The organism is Pseudomonas sp. 43A (genome assembly GCF_013363935.1).
In the GTDB taxonomy this organism is placed as follows: domain Bacteria; phylum Pseudomonadota; class Gammaproteobacteria; order Pseudomonadales; family Pseudomonadaceae; genus Aquipseudomonas; species Aquipseudomonas crudilactis.
This window is the reverse complement of sequence record NZ_CP054880.1, coordinates 2,396,577-2,414,711: the sequence shown is the minus strand read 5'-3', so window position 1 is coordinate 2,414,711 and position 18,135 is coordinate 2,396,577. Positions and strand designations below refer to the sequence as shown.

21 protein-coding genes are annotated in these 18,135 nt (G+C 50.7%); 14 read left to right on the top strand and 7 right to left on the bottom strand.

Annotated features, from left to right (window positions below; translation table 11 throughout):
* Positions 1-64: 64 nt before the first annotated feature.
* The 8 genes from HUW52_RS30310 to HUW52_RS10805 all read left to right on the top strand — a co-directional run bounded on the left by HUW52_RS30310 (position 65) and on the right by HUW52_RS10805 (position 6,562).
* Positions 65-373 carry a 3'-5' exonuclease gene (locus HUW52_RS30310; protein WP_256668131.1) on the top strand — a complete coding sequence of 103 codons (309 nt, stop codon included), beginning with the start codon at positions 65-67 and terminating at the stop codon, positions 371-373.
* A 314-nt stretch (positions 374-687) separates the two neighbouring features.
* Positions 688-1,836 (top strand): hypothetical protein, encoded by a 1,149-nt coding sequence (locus tag HUW52_RS10830; RefSeq protein ID WP_175553623.1) that lies wholly within the window; start codon positions 688-690, stop codon positions 1,834-1,836.
* Between the two features lie 167 nt (positions 1,837-2,003).
* Positions 2,004-2,339 (top strand): hypothetical protein, encoded by a 336-nt coding sequence (locus tag HUW52_RS30305; RefSeq protein ID WP_256668130.1) that lies wholly within the window; start codon positions 2,004-2,006, stop codon positions 2,337-2,339.
* Positions 2,240-2,620: a 3'-5' exonuclease gene (locus HUW52_RS30300; protein WP_306150412.1), complete on the top strand. Its 381-nt coding sequence runs from the start codon at positions 2,240-2,242 to the stop codon at positions 2,618-2,620. Before HUW52_RS30305 ends, HUW52_RS30300 begins: the two co-directional genes overlap by 100 nt.
* A gap of 311 nt (positions 2,621-2,931) precedes the next feature.
* Entirely contained in the window at positions 2,932-3,750 is an 819-nt protein-coding gene (locus HUW52_RS10820) for a phosphodiester glycosidase family protein (protein ID WP_175553622.1), read from the top strand.
* Positions 3,747-4,661, top strand: coding sequence for a hypothetical protein (locus HUW52_RS10815; protein WP_175553621.1), 915 nt, complete (start codon positions 3,747-3,749; stop codon positions 4,659-4,661). The genes HUW52_RS10820 and HUW52_RS10815 overlap by 4 nt, the downstream gene beginning before the upstream one ends.
* A 517-nt stretch (positions 4,662-5,178) precedes the next feature.
* On the top strand, positions 5,179-5,508 hold the full coding sequence (locus tag HUW52_RS10810; RefSeq protein ID WP_175553620.1) for a hypothetical protein: 330 nt from the start codon (positions 5,179-5,181) through the stop codon (positions 5,506-5,508).
* A gap of 331 nt (positions 5,509-5,839) precedes the next feature.
* Positions 5,840-6,562: a hypothetical protein gene (locus tag HUW52_RS10805; protein ID WP_175553619.1), complete on the top strand. Its 723-nt coding sequence runs from the start codon at positions 5,840-5,842 to the stop codon at positions 6,560-6,562.
* An 894-nt stretch (positions 6,563-7,456) separates the two neighbouring features.
* Here the strand turns inward: HUW52_RS10805 and HUW52_RS10800 are convergent.
* Positions 7,457-8,611, bottom strand: coding sequence for a Shedu immune nuclease family protein (locus HUW52_RS10800; RefSeq protein ID WP_175553618.1), 1,155 nt, complete (start codon positions 8,609-8,611; stop codon positions 7,457-7,459).
* 396 nt (positions 8,612-9,007) lie between these two features.
* Between HUW52_RS10800 and HUW52_RS10795 the strand changes: the two genes are divergently transcribed.
* The 3 genes from HUW52_RS10795 to HUW52_RS30745 all read left to right on the top strand — a co-directional run bounded on the left by HUW52_RS10795 (position 9,008) and on the right by HUW52_RS30745 (position 10,586).
* Positions 9,008-9,232, top strand: coding sequence for a hypothetical protein (locus tag HUW52_RS10795; protein ID WP_175553617.1), 225 nt, complete (start codon positions 9,008-9,010; stop codon positions 9,230-9,232).
* Between the two features lie 119 nt (positions 9,233-9,351).
* A complete protein-coding gene (locus HUW52_RS10790; RefSeq protein WP_175553616.1) occupies positions 9,352-10,146 on the top strand; it encodes an NYN domain-containing protein in 795 nt (264 codons plus the stop codon).
* A gap of 26 nt (positions 10,147-10,172) precedes the next feature.
* The gene (locus HUW52_RS30745) at positions 10,173-10,586 is read left to right on the top strand and encodes a hypothetical protein (RefSeq protein ID WP_371929247.1); all 414 of its coding nucleotides are present in this window, start codon (positions 10,173-10,175) and stop codon (positions 10,584-10,586) included.
* A 57-nt stretch (positions 10,587-10,643) separates the two neighbouring features.
* Here HUW52_RS30745 and HUW52_RS10780 read toward each other — a convergent pair whose 3' ends face one another.
* The gene (locus HUW52_RS10780; RefSeq protein ID WP_175553615.1) at positions 10,644-11,612 is read right to left on the bottom strand and encodes a hypothetical protein; all 969 of its coding nucleotides are present in this window, start codon (positions 11,610-11,612) and stop codon (positions 10,644-10,646) included.
* Positions 11,613-11,943: 331 nt separating this feature from the next.
* Here HUW52_RS10780 and HUW52_RS10775 point away from each other — a divergent pair, with 331 nt between their 5' ends.
* A complete protein-coding gene (locus HUW52_RS10775; protein ID WP_175555666.1) occupies positions 11,944-13,257 on the top strand; it encodes a sensor histidine kinase in 1,314 nt (437 codons plus the stop codon).
* Between the two features lie 179 nt (positions 13,258-13,436).
* Here the strand turns inward: HUW52_RS10775 and HUW52_RS10770 are convergent, their stop codons facing one another.
* The 3 genes from HUW52_RS10770 to HUW52_RS10760 all read right to left on the bottom strand — a co-directional run bounded on the left by HUW52_RS10770 (position 13,437) and on the right by HUW52_RS10760 (position 15,111).
* Entirely contained in the window at positions 13,437-13,616 is a 180-nt protein-coding gene (locus HUW52_RS10770; protein WP_175553614.1) for a CsbD family protein, read from the bottom strand.
* A 149-nt stretch (positions 13,617-13,765) separates the two neighbouring features.
* Positions 13,766-14,224, bottom strand: a complete 459-nt coding sequence (locus HUW52_RS10765; protein ID WP_175553613.1) for an Hsp20 family protein — start codon at positions 14,222-14,224, stop codon at positions 13,766-13,768.
* 230 nt (positions 14,225-14,454) lie between these two features.
* Positions 14,455-15,111, bottom strand: a complete 657-nt coding sequence (locus tag HUW52_RS10760) for a glutathione S-transferase (protein WP_175555665.1) — start codon at positions 15,109-15,111, stop codon at positions 14,455-14,457.
* Positions 15,112-15,302: 191 nt separating this feature from the next.
* Here HUW52_RS10760 and HUW52_RS10755 point away from each other — a divergent pair, with 191 nt between their 5' ends.
* Positions 15,303-15,866, top strand: coding sequence for a TetR/AcrR family transcriptional regulator (locus HUW52_RS10755; protein WP_175553612.1), 564 nt, complete (start codon positions 15,303-15,305; stop codon positions 15,864-15,866).
* A gap of 117 nt (positions 15,867-15,983) precedes the next feature.
* Here the strand turns inward: HUW52_RS10755 and HUW52_RS10750 are convergent, their stop codons facing one another.
* On the bottom strand, positions 15,984-16,658 hold the full coding sequence (locus tag HUW52_RS10750; protein ID WP_175553611.1) for a CHAD domain-containing protein: 675 nt from the start codon (positions 16,656-16,658) through the stop codon (positions 15,984-15,986).
* Between the two features lie 261 nt (positions 16,659-16,919).
* Between HUW52_RS10750 and HUW52_RS10745 the strand changes: the two genes are divergently transcribed.
* Entirely contained in the window at positions 16,920-17,075 is a 156-nt protein-coding gene (locus HUW52_RS10745) for a hypothetical protein (RefSeq protein WP_175553610.1), read from the top strand.
* A 103-nt stretch (positions 17,076-17,178) separates the two neighbouring features.
* On the opposite strand, the gene HUW52_RS10740 is transcribed toward HUW52_RS10745, so the two are convergent.
* On the bottom strand, positions 17,179-18,051 hold the full coding sequence (locus tag HUW52_RS10740) for a patatin-like phospholipase family protein (protein WP_175553609.1): 873 nt from the start codon (positions 18,049-18,051) through the stop codon (positions 17,179-17,181).
* Positions 18,052-18,135: the final 84 nt, after the last annotated feature.

The following is an 18,135-nucleotide window of genomic DNA, read 5'->3' as shown; positions in this document are numbered from 1 at the left end:
AGTCGGAATCACCAAGGCAGCTAGCAGTCGTCCCCGCCCAGATGGAAACGATTGAATTGACCTGGTGGTGATCGATCTGGAAACGCTTGAGATCGTCGATGAGTTCCAGCGATTCGTCCGGCCTCAAATCCATCCCACCCTCACCGGCTTCTGCATGAAGCTCACCTCCATTCAACAAACGGACGTGGACAGTGCACGAACATATGTGGAGGTTGGCCAGGAGCTAGGAGCTTTTATTTCGCGATATCCAAACGCAGCGTGGGCATCGTGGGGTGACTACGATGCAAGGCAGCTGGAGCGCGATGCTGGATTCGCTGCTTGCCCTTCCCTGCTCGCCGGTCTGCAGCACTTCAACGTCAGGAAGTGGGCATAAAGGCCTATACGACGATCAGCCGATAAGTCTTGAACAAACAGTTAAGTCGTTGGGCCTGGTTTGGCAGGGTAACTATCATCGAGGGATAAACGATGCTAGGAATGCGGCCTCGATCGTCAAGGAAATGCTTGGCTGAGAGCTGAGCTGAGCAGGTGCCAGGTGCCAGGTGCCCGGAGGATCGATTCCTCCACAGGCTAATGTCTCAGCATACTGAGCGATCAGATGGGACGTCTCCTTTTACCCCACCTGAGTCTGAATCGCCCTGACAAGTGTTGACGGCGTAAGATCTTTCATTTGGACAGTGGAAGATACATATGCCTGACGTTGATAGCGGCGACATCAGAGACCAGGAACAGCCTGACCATCACTTTCAAACTGCAAAGCAATACTACGCCATGGTGAAAGCACACCGCAGGCAGGAACGCATAGCAAGGTTTCGAGAGATGAATCCGTTAGCTTGGTATCTCGACGAATTTCCGGCTCAAGACATGTACAAGAGCCCACGAATCGATCAACGCTCCACTCGGCAGGAGGTAAGGTATCACTGGCTCAGGCAGCGAACCGGCTGGATTTTCTGGGCTCAACTGAAAACCGCCACTGCCGTTCGATTTGCAGCTTTTGGAGGGTTGGTCAGCGCATTCTATCAAGCTGCTCCAGGCTTACACGGCGAAAACGGTGACGCAGCGGCACCGTTCAGATGGCTGTTGTTGGCAGGACTCACCTACTTGGTAGCGGTGTTGTGGTATGAAATCTGGTGCCCACTCCTGCTAAAACAGGCGCTTTCCTCAAAGCAAGGACTACTCGAGAGCCAATCCAGCACTTGGCTTCGTACTTTGGTGGAAGACGAATTGCGTCGGTGGTGGAGCAAGCGGGAGTGGTGGCCTCACCCGGATTTGCTAGATGAGAACATGTCTGAGGATAAGACGGCTCGCGTAATCATGTCTGGATACGGAGTACCGGCATTCGCCGGATTCGATAGCTACGCGTGTGCTCATATCGAGCAAGCCCTGTTCGAATACCGCAATCTGCGCAAAGTCACTATATGGCGAAGAGATGATCACACTTCTGAGTTACGTGAGTTCACGCCACAGTACGGCTACGAAGGAAACCGTCCTATGATGCACCGCCTGACGATTCGCTCAGTCGATGAGTACGACGTCCAAGACGACCCAAAATTGAGGGTCGGAGATCTGGTGCTGGACTGGCGTAGATGCGCTCTCAGTATTTCTCATCATCTCCCGAGCAGAAGCTCTGTGAATATTCGCTACGAAACTGAGGGTTTAGACCATCTGTTCTCAGATCACACGGGGGCTTTAGTTTTTGCTCAAACAATTGCCCTTTGGCAAAACACAATGCACCCGGTTCGTAGACTTATCTTGATAGCGCTTTATCTAATGAGCGCCGCGTTCTTCGTAGCATTTGTATTTCTTCAGTTACAGATTTTGCTTCCGAAGATGTTTTGATCACCATCCAGGCGTTTACTGACTATTAGACTTGATCGCAGAGGAAGTGAGCGGTCAGTTTTGTTCCGATGCCATCAAGGACGCCTAAATTCCAGAATCACCCGGTGCGGGGCGGCAAGAGCCCATAGGGCTAATCTCAACAAGCTCCAAGTAAGGTCTCCTATGCTATGAGCATCGAAGCAAAGCTCCTAAATCTCCAAGCAATCCACAACCTCTTCGCGCCATACCGCTACCTCTATTGCGTTGACCTTGAGTCAACCTGTGATCAAGTTGATGAGTCGGAATCACCAAAGCCGCTCGCAGCCGTCCCTGATCAGATGGAAACGATTGAAATTGGCCTTGTTGTGGTGGATCTGGAAACGCTTGAGATGGTCGATGAGTTCCAGCGCTCGTCCGACCTCAAATCAATCCTGTCCTCACCGATTTCTGCAAGCAACTCATATCCATTCAACAAGCGGACGTGGATAGCGCAGGAATCTATGTGGAGATTGGTGAGGAGCTAGGAGTGTTTCTAGCGCAATACTCAGACGCTGCTTGGGCCTCGTGGGGAGACTATGATGCAAGACAGCTTGAGCGCGATGCTGATTTGGCAGGGTGCCCTTCCCTGCTCGAAGGCTTGCCACATTTCAACGCCAAGAAATGGCATGCAGGCTTATATGACGATCGACCTAAATCACTTAAGCAAACAGTAGAGTCGTTGGGACTGGTTTGGCGGGGTACCTATCACCGAGGGATCGACGATGCCAGGAACGTTGCATCCATCCTTAAGAAGATGCTCGGCTAACTAGGTGAGCCGGGGCATTGGCCCGAACGGGCGACTCCCCATTTAGGTCGCACAGCTTAGCTATGGGCAAATGATGAGTCGAACGCGGAATGATCTGCCCCCCCCCCTATCTCACCACCCGCGAAGTCTACTTGGTGCTCCTCGACGAATGCAGGATCTACTCACTCCAAAGCGATTTAATGGCAAGACGCCATGATTATTTTTGTTTACAATTCCCCCGCCCCTTGAACTCTGCTTCGACCTTGGCGGCTAAACTCCTGGCAGGATACATTGATCAGAAAGCTTAATAACACTTAGTATAAGAATAGTTTATGAAACGGACTTTATTAGCAGCATTCGCCCTTTCGCTTACCACTCTCTCACTCGAATCATTAAGTGCCGAAGAGCTCAATTCAAATGAATGCATCGATACGACTTACGAAATTGTAGCGGGTAGCGAAGCTATCACTCGTACTTGCGGTGAGTATCAAACGATATCAGTCTACATCCCTGCGAAAACTGCGATTCTATCGGTTCATGAAATTCAAAAAAAAGGGACTGCAAAACAGACTTATAGCCCACTCGTGGTGAAGAATACGATCTTGATCGCAAGCGGTGGTTTCTTTGGCTATCGATCAGATGGACATGAAAAGCCTATCGGTTTAATCAGAGCTAACAACAAACGCCTTGTACGCATGCTTGACTGGGATCACGGCGGCGTCCTCGTATCTGATAAGAAGGGCAACATAAAAATAATCCCAGCACAGAATCGCTCCCAAGCAGGTGCGTGGTCGGAAGCAATACAGTCGAAACCAATTATAATCAACAGCGGAATGGTCGATGTAAACAAGAATCTTAGAGACTCAGAGTTTAATCGAGTAGCTATCGGCTACACCCTAGACGGAGACATCTTGGTTGTAGGTACATTCCATTCATTCGGCCAAGCGGCAACATTAGTAGACTTCGCTAAAATCTTCAAAAGTGAAGCGGAACGGCGAGAACTCAAAATACACCGTGCACTAGCGATGGATGGAGGTGCGGGTGCTCAGATCTACATTCCGTCAAAAAACCTCTCATTCGGGGATTCAGGACGCTCTTATTTTCCGAACGCCGTGCGCCTAGATGCTACGAACGGTGTAAAGTGGCAATGAAAGAATTTCTCGATCTGATCCCTAAAAAATACAAAGCGATGGCTTTGTGTGTATTTGGAATAGCTTTATTCAGCGGCTGGTGCATTACAAATGGCAATGAGTTAAAAAATGTTTGGGCATCTTTTCAGAATCCAGATGCCAAAGTGATGATAGATTCTACCGAACACGCGCTAAATCTCGGTGGCGCTACCGATCTAACAATACAGATATACCCAGTCGGCATCCAAAAACTACCTCAGGGCACAATTTCCATATCATCATCTTCCGACGCCATGAAAGTAATTCCGGCGCTACATTCCGATGTGGAGAGCATTGAAGGCTCTAAGACGATAAGTAATTTAAAGATTCGGGCGATCAAAGAATCAGATGAACCAATTACTATCTACGCAACTTACCGTACAGGCGAATTAACAAAAAAATCGAATGTTTTATCGATCAAAATACTGCCTAAACCCGTTGAGCTTAAGCCACACTTTGATATTACAGACACAAAAAGAGTCGTATTATCCGGCACTTGGGAAACGGTACTTGGCGCAGACTCAGGAGAGCTGTGGATTAGGCAGAGTGAGGGGAAGATCTCCGGATCCTACAGTTTTCCTTCTTATAAATGGCCCTCTGGAAAAATCGAAGGCATAACTGACGGTAATACCTATCGAATAAAACTGTTTATTCCATATAAAAAAGTCGAAGAAAGACTCTGGCTGGCAGGGGACTACGTGCTGCACAAGGAGAGTGGAAGTATTCAAATGCACGGATGCGCCTATCATCTGCGAAGAATGTCCGACCAGCGCGCACAGGTCGGTAGCCAAGGAATAGACTGCTCTATTTCCGTGAAAATTCCTGGCTGGAAGACGTTACAGGCAGATAGCTTTATGGCGACAGCTAGCTTTGATTTCGAAACCGCAGAGTAGAAAAAGTCAAGTAAATTCTGATCGGAAAAAGTAGGCGACTTGTGCGGGGTAATAGTCACGACTGTAGCCCCGCCAGAAGTCCTCTATGCGCCAATAGATTCAGGCTCATTAGCTAGAACCGGTTGTTGATCAAGAATCCAATGTAAGGGAAAGCAACCAACCTAACCTGATAGCTAGAATAGCAAGGTACTGCTATGCCGCGTACAGAAAGCTAAGAACGTTCTTTTGGGGTTGTTTAGCTTCACAGATCGCTAGGTGTATCTGGGCTTCCCGTCTTATCTTTTCGCTAAATGCTTGGGCCCTGTCATATTCGTCCTTTAATTCCTTTTCCAGCCGACGATGCAGAACGGGACAGTAAATCCTTTCACTGTCAGACGGGTTGCGATGTGGCTCCGCAGCGGTTGTTGCGCGGCAGTTAGCAGCCTTCTACGCACGAGATAATCGAATTAATATATCAGCGATATTTGACGGTGATCAGAAAATTCTCCAACCAAAAAATATCGAGAATGCTAGAAGTATGGCTGAGCGCGCAGGGGATATGGACAAATGGTTGCAAGAACGAATCAGTTATCTGGCAGGAAATACTTGGCCGGAAGCTTGGCTGTTACATAAATGCACCGAGGCTCCTGATAAACTCGGAGCTGCTTTAGGGGTGGATGCTAATCGAGCCATGGCAATAGTGGAGTATTCCTTACAGGCTGGTAAAAACGAAGGGTTCACAGAAATGGGAGAGCAGGTTAACCTTGATGCCGAACGATGTTTAATATTAACTTGCGGCGTAGCATACAAATGCTTTCCACACGAATTTAACGACATACGAAATACAATTGATAAAATTCTGACTTAGGCTCGGCACCAACTTGTAACAGGACATCATATGCCAGACTCCAAAAACCTTAGAGATTGGCAAGCTCAAGCTTCATTAAAGCTTGGCGCGACGCACCTGCATTGACATTTCAACGCGAGATCTTTTTACAGCCCCGCCAGCTCCCTCAGCCTTGCTTGAGTCGCGCCGAGCTGATAAGCAACTCAAAAATCTAGCCGCCCGTTACAGTTGGCGGTAGTATCATCGCTGTAATCTCAATTTTTCAGAAAAACTCCTTCCCTACATCTACTGGTAGATAACTTTTAAAATCGCCATCGTATTCAAGATGCGATTTCGACAAACGGAGAGCCGAATGAGCGGTCTAAACGATCTATTTTACAATGTTGGATCTGGAACAGACGATGTGCAGATTCGATTCAACAACTTGGAAAGCTTTGTAGTTAGCCACATCCAACAATCTACAGCCGTTATCGGATGTATGAATTGGCTGACGAGTAAAAAAATAATAAACGCTCTTGCTGATTTAAGCGGAGGCGTTTCAATCATCATTGACAAGTGCTCAACCCACGAGTCAACCCCTGAATACAAAACCGCTTTCCACTCACTGAAGCCACTTAAATTTAAAATAATGAACCTAGACGAACAATACGTCTTCGGCAGCCACTACGAACTGGAATCAATGTCTCCCGACACCGTAAACTCTGATGCTGTGCGGGTATTCGGAACCACTCACAAAAGATACAATACTCGAGTCCTAATGCATCATAAATTTATGATGTTTTGTTCATTATCTGACGACGGCGTCATCACGCCAACGTCTGTAGTCACCGGGAGCTACAACTTCACTGAAAATGGGGGGTATTGCAGAGAGAATTTAATTCACCTGACAGGCGACCAATACACAAGTGGATACTTCGGTGAGTGGCGAGGTTGCTTTTTGCTTTCCGAAAAAATAGACAATTACAAAAAAGATATCAACCCACAGTACCTAAAACATAAAAATCGAAAGAAAATAATAAAAGAGATCGCGAAAGAATATAACATAATCCAAGACCACGATGATCCTTACTTTTAATTTAGCTTAGAGAAATGGAAAGCAGACGAGAGATTCATTTCCATAGCCTGCATATGAACAGCGCTAAAATGCATTGGTTGACCGCTTGCTCATTGCTTTGTGATTCTGCGCCTACTGCACATGCTGCATTGGATGCCCCAAGGGAACCCCAACTAAACGCCAAGTATGGTATTCCATGACATGAGCATCCTAGCAAAGCGGACTCACCTTGAAACCATCCAAAACGGCCTACGTCATACCGTTCCCTCAATTGCGTAGACTTTGAGGCAGTCTGTGATTAAATTGCGAGTCGGAATCACCGATGCCGCTTGCAGCCATACTGACTAGATGAAAATGATCGGAAGTTGCTTTGTGGTCATCGATATGAAACGCTTGAGATCATCGATGTATTCCAGCGTTTCGTTCGCTTCCGGATCAATACCCTCCCCACCGACTTTCTGGAAACAGCTCACATCCATTCAACAAGCGGACGTGGACAGTGCTGGTACCTATGCGGAGGTTGGCCACGAACTAGGAGCGTAATTGCGCGAAATCCACACGCTGCTTGGGCGTCCCGGGGTGACTATGATGCAAGGCAGCTTGAGCAAGACGCAGGGTTTGCTGCCTGCCCTTCCCTACTCGAGGCCTTGCCCCATTTCAGCGCCAGGAAATGGCATGCAGGGTTCTATCACAATCCACCGAAATCACTTAAGCAAACGGTAAAGGCCATGGGCTTGGTCTGGCACGGTACCTACCACCGAGGGATAGATGATGCGACAAATGTTGCTTCCATAGTGAAAGAGATGCTCGCCTGAAAGCATGAGCCGGGCTCGGGAGCCCGAAGAAGCGATGCCTCCTTCAACGGCATTATCTCAGCACAGCTGGGTAATGTTGAGCATGCCTTACATGCGAACATTAAGCTTCATTCGCTGCGATGATGTGTTTTGCTCGTTCAAAAAGCTCATCGTAAGTCACTATCTCAGGCTGGATTGTATTTCTACGAAATAATTCAAAGCTCCTGAGATGCTCCCGATTGACCCCGTGCTCGCCAACAAACTGCTCTAGGGAACCAACCACCACAAATGCTCTAGGGGAATAGTTGAAAACCTCTTCAGCGGTGGGATATCCATTGTCGTCAGTCAACCGTACTGATTCCTTCAAAGTTTCTGCCGCGAGGGCCACAGTTCCCTGCACTTGAGCGACCGCGCCTGCAAGCTCATCCGAGGGTGCCCAGCAACCTTCACGGTAATTTTTGTTTTTTAACAGGCGCGTCTTGTGAGTTTTGATTTCGACAAAACAGAGGCTAGACGCCCAAGCCTTTGTTTTCAGAAGCGCATCCACTCTCTTCCCTGGCTGAGCGACATCATTACCTCTGACCGCTTGCTCTAGCTTCTTCCCATCGAGGCCGGACGCATATATGTAGCTAAGGCCATAGCCGAATATCCAAGGATTTTTTTCAAAGAATTTTTGCCATAGGGCTTCCGGTGTACAGCCTTTCCTTGATTGTAATTTTTGGAAGTAATCTTCATCCTCTAATAAGGACTTAAAGACTTCAAGCTGCTTTTTTCGGTAACCGATTGCAACTACATCCTGCTTTGTTAATGAGTTTTTCACGACCTCAGCAATTAGATCTTCGTTTTCCGTGACTAGTTGTTTTGCTTGTAGAGACGTCAGAGCAATTCGTCTCAGCTCTGAATCGGAAATATTCATTTGGCCGCCGCCTTCAAATGCGACCGCTTGGATATTGGCAAGAAATTCACAGAACCTGCCAATCTCCTCTCCGACAAACGAGAAACCACTGCCGTAAGGCTGCCCGGTTTCCGAACTGAATTTTTGAACCGTCAGAACCTGAATCCTTCGAGTGTCCTCGAGGAACTTTGCCGATATATAGGTTGCCGCTTCCGGTTTGTGCCGGAGCACAGCTTCGTCACGCTCACGACCGTACTCATAGCCGTCTACCGATGGCAACACTTTGGAGGCGATACGGATAAGTCGCGATTTATCACCAAAGGAGGGAAGCGCGGGGCTGATATATGTCTTTCCTGGCTTTGGATTCTGATAGTTATCCATACTCAAACCCCTCCTGACTTGCGCTTGATCGTATGCTGATCAGCCCCTGTCAACAAGTGAACGCTTATCCGAACGCCGCTTGAGCGTGATGCTGGATTCGCTGTGTGCCCTTCCCTACTTTCCAGCCTGCAGCACTTAAACGTCAGGAAATGGCATAAAGGCTTATACGACAATCAGCTAAAGGGACTGAAGCAAACGGTAGAGTCGTTGGGCTTGGCTTGGCAAGGTGCCTATGACCGAGGAATAGATGGCGCGAGAAACGTTGCATCCATCATTAAGGAGATGCTCGGCTGATTAGGTGACCCAGGCCCATTGGCCCGAAGGAGCGAACACTCCCCTCTAGGTCATCATCAACCCCCTGCTACGCTTTGCTCTTCACCCGAACGGAGTCGAGTCATGGCCGAGCAGTATTCCCTTCCCGACGTACTGGCAAGAATGTACGAAAACCAACTAGCGATCGAAGCGGCACTGATGGAGCTCGTCCTGCTGGAGGAGCAGCGCGGGTCATCTGAAGCTTGCGACAATGCACGTGTTGCACTGGAAAAGATTGGGGAGAATGCCGGGCATATCAAGCAGGGGATTGCTAAGTTGGGAGGAAATCCTGGGACATCGATTTATTAATCCTCACGCCTTTAGCAGGCATCGTCTCCTCCAGAATAAAGTGCCCCTCAACGGGTATGAATACGAGCGACCGAATCCTCGTTTGCAGATATGGTGACGCACTCACTCAAGGATGAACCATGACCACACATACCTCCAATAACGCCCAGAAACGACTCGCAGTGTTGATCGACGCCGACAATGCCCCTGCGGCAATCGTCGAAGGCCTGTTTGAAGAAATTGCTAAGTACGGCGTCGCGAGCGTGAAGCGCATCTACGGCGACTGGACTGGCCCTCATCTCGGAGGTTGGAAGAAAGTCCTGCTTGATCACTCGATTCAACCCATCCAGCAATTCGCCTACACCAAAGGCAAAAATGCCACTGACAGTTCGCTCATCATCGATGCCATGGACTTGCTATACACTCGCCGCTTCGATGGGTTTTGCTTAGTATCGAGCGACAGCGATTTCACGCGATTGGCTTCTCGATTACGCGAAGAGGGCTTGACCGTTTACGGGTTCGGAGAAGAGAAAACACCCAAGCCTTTCGTGGCCGCATGCGACAAATTCATTTACATCGAATTGCTCCGCGAGGATGTCATTGTACCTATCAATGGCGAGCCTAGTACGGCTTCTGTTGCGCCCCTTGATGTGGCCAAGCCAGTAGTTGCTGAGCCATCCAAAAAGCCTAAGGCACCTGTGGGCTTCATCGCCAAAATCTTGGACGACATTGCTGACGAGGATGGATGGGCACACTTAGGGGCGCTGGGCGCGAACATTACGAAACTACGTCCGGAGTTTGATCCACGCACTCATGGCTACAAAAAACTCAGCGACCTCATCAAAGGCCATCCGCACGCCTTCGAACTGCAAGCCAGAAGCACATCAGGTGGCACAGCGGCGATGTATGCTCGTCACAAGCAGCCGAACAAATGACAGACATACCTCCTGGTGGGCGCCAAGTGTCCGTGACCGGCAAGCTTTACGGTCACTCTGGCCCGCCGCGCGAAGTTGATCCAATGAACCAAACCTTGCTCGACCTTGACCTCAAGCGTGTCTCTCGTGAGCACTACATCACCGGGAAAGCCGCAATCAATTTACCGCACGCTGAGAGCACAACCGATGCATGGCATCTTGTATTGTACTTCGAACGTGAAACTGGGATCTCGAAGGTGTCGCTTGAAGGCATCCAGTACCCGGATACCACCAACGTAGGAGGTCTCACCAAGATGGAGGCACCTCCTGCCCGTTTAGCGACGAAAAATACGGCTTATAAGGATCAGCACTGCAGCACCTACTGCGAGTTCGGCGACCGGTTTTTCTTTAGCGAATGTAGATACGCTGTCCAGTGTATCGCCATAGGTTTGGTCAGCTAGCCGCTCGAAAGGAAGGGAAAGCGACATCCTCGCCCCACCTCCCTTCCCCTCTCTATATCAAGCTGTAGGAATGCGACGGTTAGTCAGTGCCATGCGACCAACAAAGAAGCTCAGGGCCGCTCCCAACAACAGCATTGCCAAGGTGCTCCATGCCGCGCGGGAAATTTGCTTGGCAGCAATCTCTCCGGCTTCACGTGCCTTTTGCTCAGCTTGTTGTTTCAGCTCCTCAAATTTCTGCATCGCTTGCTGATAGGCCTGAGCGTAGTTATCAACGATCTGAGTCGCCTCCTCCTTACTCTTGCCGGTGCGGGCAGCAACAATATTGACCAAAGCCTCCTTGTCCGCTGCGTTAAGCGCCGGCTCACCGGAAGCTTTTACACGCTCAAACCACTGTTTCAACTGATCAGCAGCTTGAACAGGATTAGCGACTGCGTTGGAGGCTGATTGCTTGCCGTCAGCGGCAGCTTGATCAGCTTTTTGCTCCACGTTCTCTGGGGCTAACTCAGGCTTGCCACTCTGCTGAAGCAGCGTATCCAGTTCGCCCTGAAGGCTGTACCAGTCCAGTTGAACACCTTGTTCGTTCAATTGCTTTTTGACGCTATCACCAATACCAGGCGCCGCAGCTGCGATGCCGGCACCTGCAGTTGACAGACCTTTACCAACAACGGAGCCTGCAGTTCCAACCACGCTTGCAGCTAGGCCAGCCAACAGCCAGGTCGTGAGTAAGGTTGTGACTGTCCAAGTCAGCACGCCATGCAAACCGCCGCGATCTGGTGCAGTCCTGCCAGAAACGAAAGCTCCGACTCCAATTGCCACCAGAGTCGAAACGAACAACCATATTCCAGCACCCGTGCCGAAACCGCTGAGCGGGTTACCCGCTTGCATCGGGGATACTGCGCTTGCACCGATGGCGGTACCCAAAACGCTAAGCACTACGTACGTCACCAAAGCAATCGCGCTACCGGCCAATACTGAACTCCAAGACACGCGGAATAACGAACGATTGGTTTCATAGACAGTGGTCATACAGACGCCCTTTCTCAGTTATAGGAGCAAGGCTATGTGCCTTATCCATTCTGAGTATGGCGATTAGATATACGTTCGCCTCTAGCCCAAATGAGCCATATTGCCTAATGCATTTGAACTAAAAAACTTCCTGAAATTCCTAGTATTAGGGGAATGATTCCACCTTATCGCTGGATGCACTGTACGAATGTGCGACCTACCCCGAATTACGGCAGCGAAAGACATTTGGCGCGAAATCCCGATGAATCGAAGTTTTTTTGTCGGACGATCCCTTGCTGTAGGAGCGAGCAAAATAGCATCATCGACCAACCACCTTGCGATGCGTACTCAGATGCCCCACATTCCTGCCCCTTTTCCTCCAAACGAGGATGAAAGAGCCCTATCGCTGGAGCATTTCGGAGTGCTGGACTCCACTCCGGAGAAAGAATTCGACGATATCGTCGAGCTCGCGAGTACCCTATGTGACGTACCCGTCGCGCTGGTTTCCCTGGTGGACAGAGAACGTCAGTGGTTCAAGGCATGCGTCGGGCTGGACGTGAGGGAGACGCATCGGGATCTGGCGTTTTGCGCCCACGCGATCCTGGCTCCCGCCGATGTGTTGACCATCGAAGATGCCAGACTCGATCCGCGCTTCGAACACAGTGCACTGGTGCTTGGCCCGCCCTACATTCGTTTCTATGCGGGCGCTCCGATCATTGACGATACGGGGCATGCACTGGGTACGGTGTGCGTGATTGATACCAAGCCGAGAACACTGACAGCACCACAGCGTACGGCGTTGTTGGCGTTGGCGAGACAAACTGCTTCGCTATTGCAATTGCGCCTGCTCAGACATCAACGAGAGCGTCGAGCAGAAATGCTTGAACAAGAACTGGCCCAGGCGAATGCGCTTAATCAAGTGGCCGAAGAGTCGCTGCGTCACGCCAAGCGTATCTCTTCATTAGGAATGGTCACGGCCAGTATTGCGCACGACTTCAACAATATTCTTCAAGCGCTAAGCGCAAGTTTGCAGATGATCCGCTTGCGCGCCAGACGACCGAAGGACGTCGAGCAATTCAGTGATACCGGGTTGCAGGCGGTCGAACAGGGACGTCAGTTGGTAAATCATCTGCTTTCGTGTGTTCGACTCGACAGCCCGAATTTGGTGTGCATTGACGTTAATGCTCGACTTGACGCAATGCGCGATGTGTTGTTTCGCACCGCGACCGAGAGTGTAGAGCTGACTTTCGACCTTTCAGCCCCCGACACCGCTGTGATGTGTGAAGAAGCCCAGTTGAATGCGGCTGTGTTGAACCTTCTTACCAATGCCAGGGATGCTCTCGGGCCAGCAGGAAGTATCTGCATTTCAACGCGACTGGTACGGGTTGAGGATGACGTTACATTGACTCGAGGGAGTTACGTCGTGCTCAGCGTTACTGATACCGGGCCAGGAATACCGAATGACTTGGCGGCTAAAATTTTTGAGCCTTTTTTCACCACAAAGGAAAGAGGAAAAGGTACGGGCTTGGGTTTATCTCAAGTCCGTGAGTTCGCAGAAAACGCTGGGGGCACCGTCATGGTAGAGACTGCATCAGACAAGGGAACAGTCGTGTCTTTGTACTTGAAATCATTAGGTCGAATTGATTCTGCGATTAACACCAAATGACCTTCGTGGATTCAAGACTCTGGCGGGTAATGTTCATGGCATGACTCACCTCAACGCCGACACGATACGCTGCCCGCCATCTTTAAAGGCTACCTACCTGCAGCGTGGGGAAATATTGAAGTCAACTACAATGGCTACCATCTGATAGCCATTGCATCGCAAGTGATAGCCGCCTGAGGCTACTTCTTGTCTACAGCGTCTTTGACCTTCCCAACCACTTGCTGAGCTTCACCTTTCTTCTCCTGGATCTTCCCTTCGACCTGCAGCTTCTCATTGCCTGTGACCTTGCCGACGCCTTGCTTCACATTACCGATAGCTTCGTTGGCCAGGCCTTTGATTTTGTCTGAAGTGCCACTCATGGATTTTCTCCCGGTTAGGGATATGTGTCCTATCTGGACAGAAAAATTGACTGGCGTTTGTGAGCCGGAGTTCCACTTTTTCGAGCTACCGCTCGTCAGTGATGTATCCTCAAAAAAGAGGCGCTCCGAAGAGCGCCTCATTGTTCTCCCTACTGCTCACTGACCGGCTTCGAGTCAGTAGACCCATCCCCTCCGATCATGATGCGCTTAGGCTTCGCCTCCTCCGGTACAACTCTGAGCAAGTCAATGTTCAGCAAACCGTTGGCGAGCTTCGCGCCCTGCACCTCAATGTGATCCATCAAGCGGAACGATAGCCGGAACGCCCGCTGAGCGATACCTTGATGCAGGTAGGTGACATCTTCGTTGCTTTCTCGCTTATCACCGGTGACCGTCAAAACGCCTTTTTCAACTTGGATGTCTAAATCCTGCTCAGCAAGGCCTGCCACCGCGATGACAATTCGGTAATGGTCATCACCGTGCTTTTCGACGTTGTGGGGAGGATAGGAAGTTCCGGCCTCACTGCGAAGCGCCGATTCGAAAAGGTCATTGAAGCGGTCAAAGCCGACCGAGTGACGGAAAAGTGGGGCCAACGAAAGAGTAGTAGCCATTACTAAATCTCCTGAGTTTCTCCAAGTGATTTGAGACGCGACCCGCATTCGGCATCGCGTAAAACCCTAGGTAGTTACCCAAGATAAGATTTCAAGGGAGCTCGGAAAATTTTCCCTGGGCAAAAATACGATCTAACGATCTGTCATTCTGCAGTAGCGCTAGCAACACGCGCCGGCCAACTTCGCATCCGCCATCGAATGAAGATGGCGGATACGGAGTCCGTTAGCTATCAGCTCTTAGGAGCACCTTGGTCAACCAAAGCACGCCAAGTCTTATAGCTCGGACGCTCTTGCATTCTTGCATACCAAGCGCGCAACGCTTCACATTCTTCAGGAACTGGCAGTTTCACCAACGACGCGAAGATCATCCCGCCGATGACTGTGATGTCCGCCATCGAAAACTTGTCGCCGGCAACATAGGACTGTTGCTGAAGGAGCTTGTCGAAGTAACGCATACCTCGGGTCGCTTTTTCTCCCATCTTCGCGCCCCATTCGGCGTTCTGGTAAAGCTCGACCTTTGGCCCAAGTCCCGGCGTTGCGTGGTGGAAATAAACGCTAACCGCGTCGAGGAATTCGATTTCCGCACGCTTGGTCATCATGTGGATCAGACCTTTCTCAACGGGCGTTTCCCCGGTCAAGGTCGGGTTGCCATCCAAGCTATCCAAATATTGGGTGATGGCGGTGCACTCAGCGATCCGTGTTCCATCCTTCAGCTCAAGCACCGGGAGGGTGCCGGAGTAGTTGATCGCCAAAAATTCAGCCTCTTTGTGCTCTCCAGTCCAGAGATTCACCGAAACGAACTCAATCTTCGGCAACATCCCTTTTTCGGCAAGTGCGATACGCACTCGTGCTGGGTACGGGCCATCAAACCAGTCATAGATCTTCATTGGAGAGATGGTAGAGACGTCATCGAGTGGTTGTGAAGTAGTCATGAGGTGTTACCTGCCTGTCAGTTGGTAGGCTGAGATTGCGCTGGAATTTTCTCGCCGTCAACCCCCTACCTGTAAATTGGCAGGTTAGAGTGAAAGGAGTACGATCTGCGATATAACCAGTGGGATTCAGTTGAGGAAGGTGTGGCATGAGCGAGAATGCTCGAGAGCGAATCCTGGCAGCAGCTAAGTCTGCAGCCCAGTTACACGGTTACGGCGGGATTAACTTCCGCAGCATTGCTGAGGAGGTAGGTATCAAGAATGCGAGCATTTACTACCATTTCCAAAGCAAAGCTGACCTGGGTGCAGCCGTTGCCCAACGGTATTGGCAGGAAACGATGGAGGCGCTCAGTAACCTCCGGCTTTCCCACACTGACCCGAAGCGGTGCCTGCAGCTCTACCCATCGATTTTCCGTAAGTCCCTAGAGAACAGGAATCGGTTGTGTCTCTCGAGCTTCATGGCCGCCGAGTTTGAAGACCTCCCTGATCAAGTGTCCAAGGAAGTTAGGGCATTCGCAGACGTGAACGTAAAGTGGCTTGCAGACGTTCTTGCTGACGACAAATGGGGTGATGCTGAAAGTTGTGAGCGGCGCGCGCTTGCGATCTACACCGCAGTGGCGGGCGCGCAGCTCATAGCTCGAACCAGAGAGAATATCGATCTGTTCGACGATTTGATTTCAAGCTATCAGGAAGCAGGATTAATTCCCGCTTGAACGTCTAATCCAAGGTCACTTAAACGCCAGCCACCAACCTGGCAACGGCGTTAAATAAAACTTTCCGCAAAGCCTTGGCGATGGCCGATCATTCGCGCGCGAGCTGCCTATGGGCGATCATCGAGGTATGAAGTGTGTCGATACACGGCGCGTATTTTTGCCTGACGATTTTGGCAGCAACTTCGCCAAGTCGGCTAATTGGGCCTCAGCTTTCTCTAACGCAGTTGCGGCGCAGCGCTGCCAGACCTCCGCCAGCAGATATAGATCTGATTCGACCGATGCTTTTTGACACCACTGATAATGGTCGTGCCAGGCACCCAAGGACGATTGAAGGGCCTTGAGAGAACTCGCGGCCTTACTCGAAAGCGGTGACAGTTTGGGAAACGCCTCTGTCAGGTAGCGGGTTCGCTTGACCAGAATCCTCAACTCGTGCCGATCTGATTCAGAGTCTTCCACCGCCGCATGCAATCGTTCAATCTGCTTTATCAGCGCCTTTCCGATTTGACGCTGGACATGCTGCAAACCGCCGTTGATTTCAGCCAAGCGAAAGGCTGAAGGCCATTCATCCAATTGAATGAACAGGTTTTTGAGAGCCGGGCTTTTGAGAATTTTGGTGTAGTCCGAATCCAACTGCGCCTTCCTGAACTGCGCCTGGTCAGGAAAGCCCCTCTCCTCTAGTTCTTCGATCAATACCTCAAGATCGCGAGCCGGCGTGGTCAGCCTCCCCACTTCCGCCGCAGCATTATTCAACGCGATGGCCAATTGAAATCTCAGTATCTCGACGCGATTCATCACCAGGTTGATTCCGCTCGAGAAGGGTGAGATGACAGTCACACGGCGTTATCGCAAGTCTTACTCGGCGTTAGAAAATAGCCACTAATCTGATATCACCAATCTGTCTCATTTCTGTCACACAAGCCCCGTAGCGTTCGCTGGCCAAGACGCTGGAGGGTGATCTTATGAATGCAGAGAGCCGTGTAAAAATTCGACTTTTAGCTGCAAACGCAGACGTCCGAAAGAGAGAGAGTTATCAGTGCTTTCTGGAGAAGCCAAATGCTGGTGCGGCAGACGGTGGAATACAGGATTGCGATTTTGCACCGTTATCCTGCTGGATTAATAAACGATGCTGAAATGGAAGCCTTGCTGGAAAGCTGGCCCCGTCATCGTACCCACCTCCTCGCACATACCAATTCTGCTGCGGCGACTTGATTACCTCTCTGCGACTTCCTCGGGCTCTTAACGTTGAGCAAGCGCGTTCGCTTGGAGAGGCTTACACCAGAACCGTTTTATAAGTTTGTTTGCGGTGCTCAACTCATTCGTCCGCAAAATGATGGGTATGCGCCAGCAACGAATCGGGTATCCCGTCGCGAATCAAACCACCCTCCTCTATCCAAGCCTGGGTTGTTTGATAAGCACGTTGGAGAAGCTGATCGGTCTGGTTGAAATCGAACACTGAAGCGTCCAGTGGGCACAACGGCGGGACGACATGAATGGCGGCGCGAGCGCGGTACAGTTCGATGTCACGCACCAGTTGACGCATGCTCATCAAGTTGAGCGTGTGCAAGGCCAGCGCAACGAGTCCACTGGGCGGACAGGGGCAGGCACAACCGAACCCGGTGGGCAGCACCAGAACCCGATTTGCGCCCAATGCTACCGCGCTGGCAATTGGCGTGTTGCTGCTGACGCCGCCGTCAACGAGGAACTTTTCGCCGACTCGCACGCTGGGAAACACCAGCGGAATTGCAGCGCTGGCGAGCAACGCCTGTTCGGCACTGCCACTGGATAAAAGCTCTTCGGCACCGCTTAGCAGATTGGTGGTTACGATATAAAGCGGCAACTCGGTATCTTCAATCCGCTTGACCGGCAGTGATCTGCTCACCAAACGATGCAAGGCGGATGCACTCAGCAAGTGCCCACGACGATTCAGAATGCCCTTGATTGTGTCGAACGCCGAGAACGGAAACACATCCGACTTGCGCAGACTGCGCCAGAAGTCTGCAAGTTCGCTTACGCCTTGGGCATTCGGTCTCGCGGCGAAGTAGGCACCGTTGATGGCGCCGACCGACGCGCCCACCACCAGGTCGAAAACGACGTCAGCCTCAACCAGAGCCAGCAGCATCCCGACCTGAACCGCACCCAGGCTGCCACCACCGGCCAGGACAAGTGCTGTTTTTGCAATTGGCATGACCGTGCCCTCACCTCATCGCCCTCTTTAGGCTACAAGCCTAGCTGGCTGGCAGCCGATAACACGAGAATGATTACAGTACGC

Bases quoted from the DNA above. Each gene is read 5' to 3' on its own strand.
- HUW52_RS10830 (WP_175553623.1), top strand. From the start codon at position 688: ATGCCTGACGTTGATAGCGGCGACATCAGAGACCAGGAACAGCCTGAC.
- HUW52_RS30305 (WP_256668130.1), top strand. From the start codon at position 2,004: ATGAGCATCGAAGCAAAGCTCCTAAATCTCCAAGCAATCCACAACCTC.
- HUW52_RS10820 (WP_175553622.1), top strand. From the start codon at position 2,932: ATGAAACGGACTTTATTAGCAGCATTCGCCCTTTCGCTTACCACTCTC.
- HUW52_RS10815 (WP_175553621.1), top strand. From the start codon at position 3,747: ATGAAAGAATTTCTCGATCTGATCCCTAAAAAATACAAAGCGATGGCT.
- HUW52_RS10810 (WP_175553620.1), top strand. From the start codon at position 5,179: ATGGCTGAGCGCGCAGGGGATATGGACAAATGGTTGCAAGAACGAATC.
- HUW52_RS10805 (WP_175553619.1), top strand. From the start codon at position 5,840: ATGAGCGGTCTAAACGATCTATTTTACAATGTTGGATCTGGAACAGAC.
- HUW52_RS10800 (WP_175553618.1), bottom strand. From the start codon at position 8,611: ATGGATAACTATCAGAATCCAAAGCCAGGAAAGACATATATCAGCCCC.
- HUW52_RS10795 (WP_175553617.1), top strand. From the start codon at position 9,008: ATGGCCGAGCAGTATTCCCTTCCCGACGTACTGGCAAGAATGTACGAA.
- HUW52_RS10790 (WP_175553616.1), top strand. From the start codon at position 9,352: ATGACCACACATACCTCCAATAACGCCCAGAAACGACTCGCAGTGTTG.
- HUW52_RS10780 (WP_175553615.1), bottom strand. From the start codon at position 11,612: ATGACCACTGTCTATGAAACCAATCGTTCGTTATTCCGCGTGTCTTGG.
- HUW52_RS10775 (WP_175555666.1), top strand. From the start codon at position 11,944: ATGCCCCACATTCCTGCCCCTTTTCCTCCAAACGAGGATGAAAGAGCC.
- HUW52_RS10770 (WP_175553614.1), bottom strand. From the start codon at position 13,616: ATGAGTGGCACTTCAGACAAAATCAAAGGCCTGGCCAACGAAGCTATC.
- HUW52_RS10765 (WP_175553613.1), bottom strand. From the start codon at position 14,224: ATGGCTACTACTCTTTCGTTGGCCCCACTTTTCCGTCACTCGGTCGGC.
- HUW52_RS10760 (WP_175555665.1), bottom strand. From the start codon at position 15,111: ATGAAGATCTATGACTGGTTTGATGGCCCGTACCCAGCACGAGTGCGT.
- HUW52_RS10755 (WP_175553612.1), top strand. From the start codon at position 15,303: ATGAGCGAGAATGCTCGAGAGCGAATCCTGGCAGCAGCTAAGTCTGCA.
- HUW52_RS10750 (WP_175553611.1), bottom strand. From the start codon at position 16,658: ATGAATCGCGTCGAGATACTGAGATTTCAATTGGCCATCGCGTTGAAT.
- HUW52_RS10745 (WP_175553610.1), top strand. From the start codon at position 16,920: ATGCTGGTGCGGCAGACGGTGGAATACAGGATTGCGATTTTGCACCGT.
- HUW52_RS10740 (WP_175553609.1), bottom strand. From the start codon at position 18,051: ATGCCAATTGCAAAAACAGCACTTGTCCTGGCCGGTGGTGGCAGCCTG.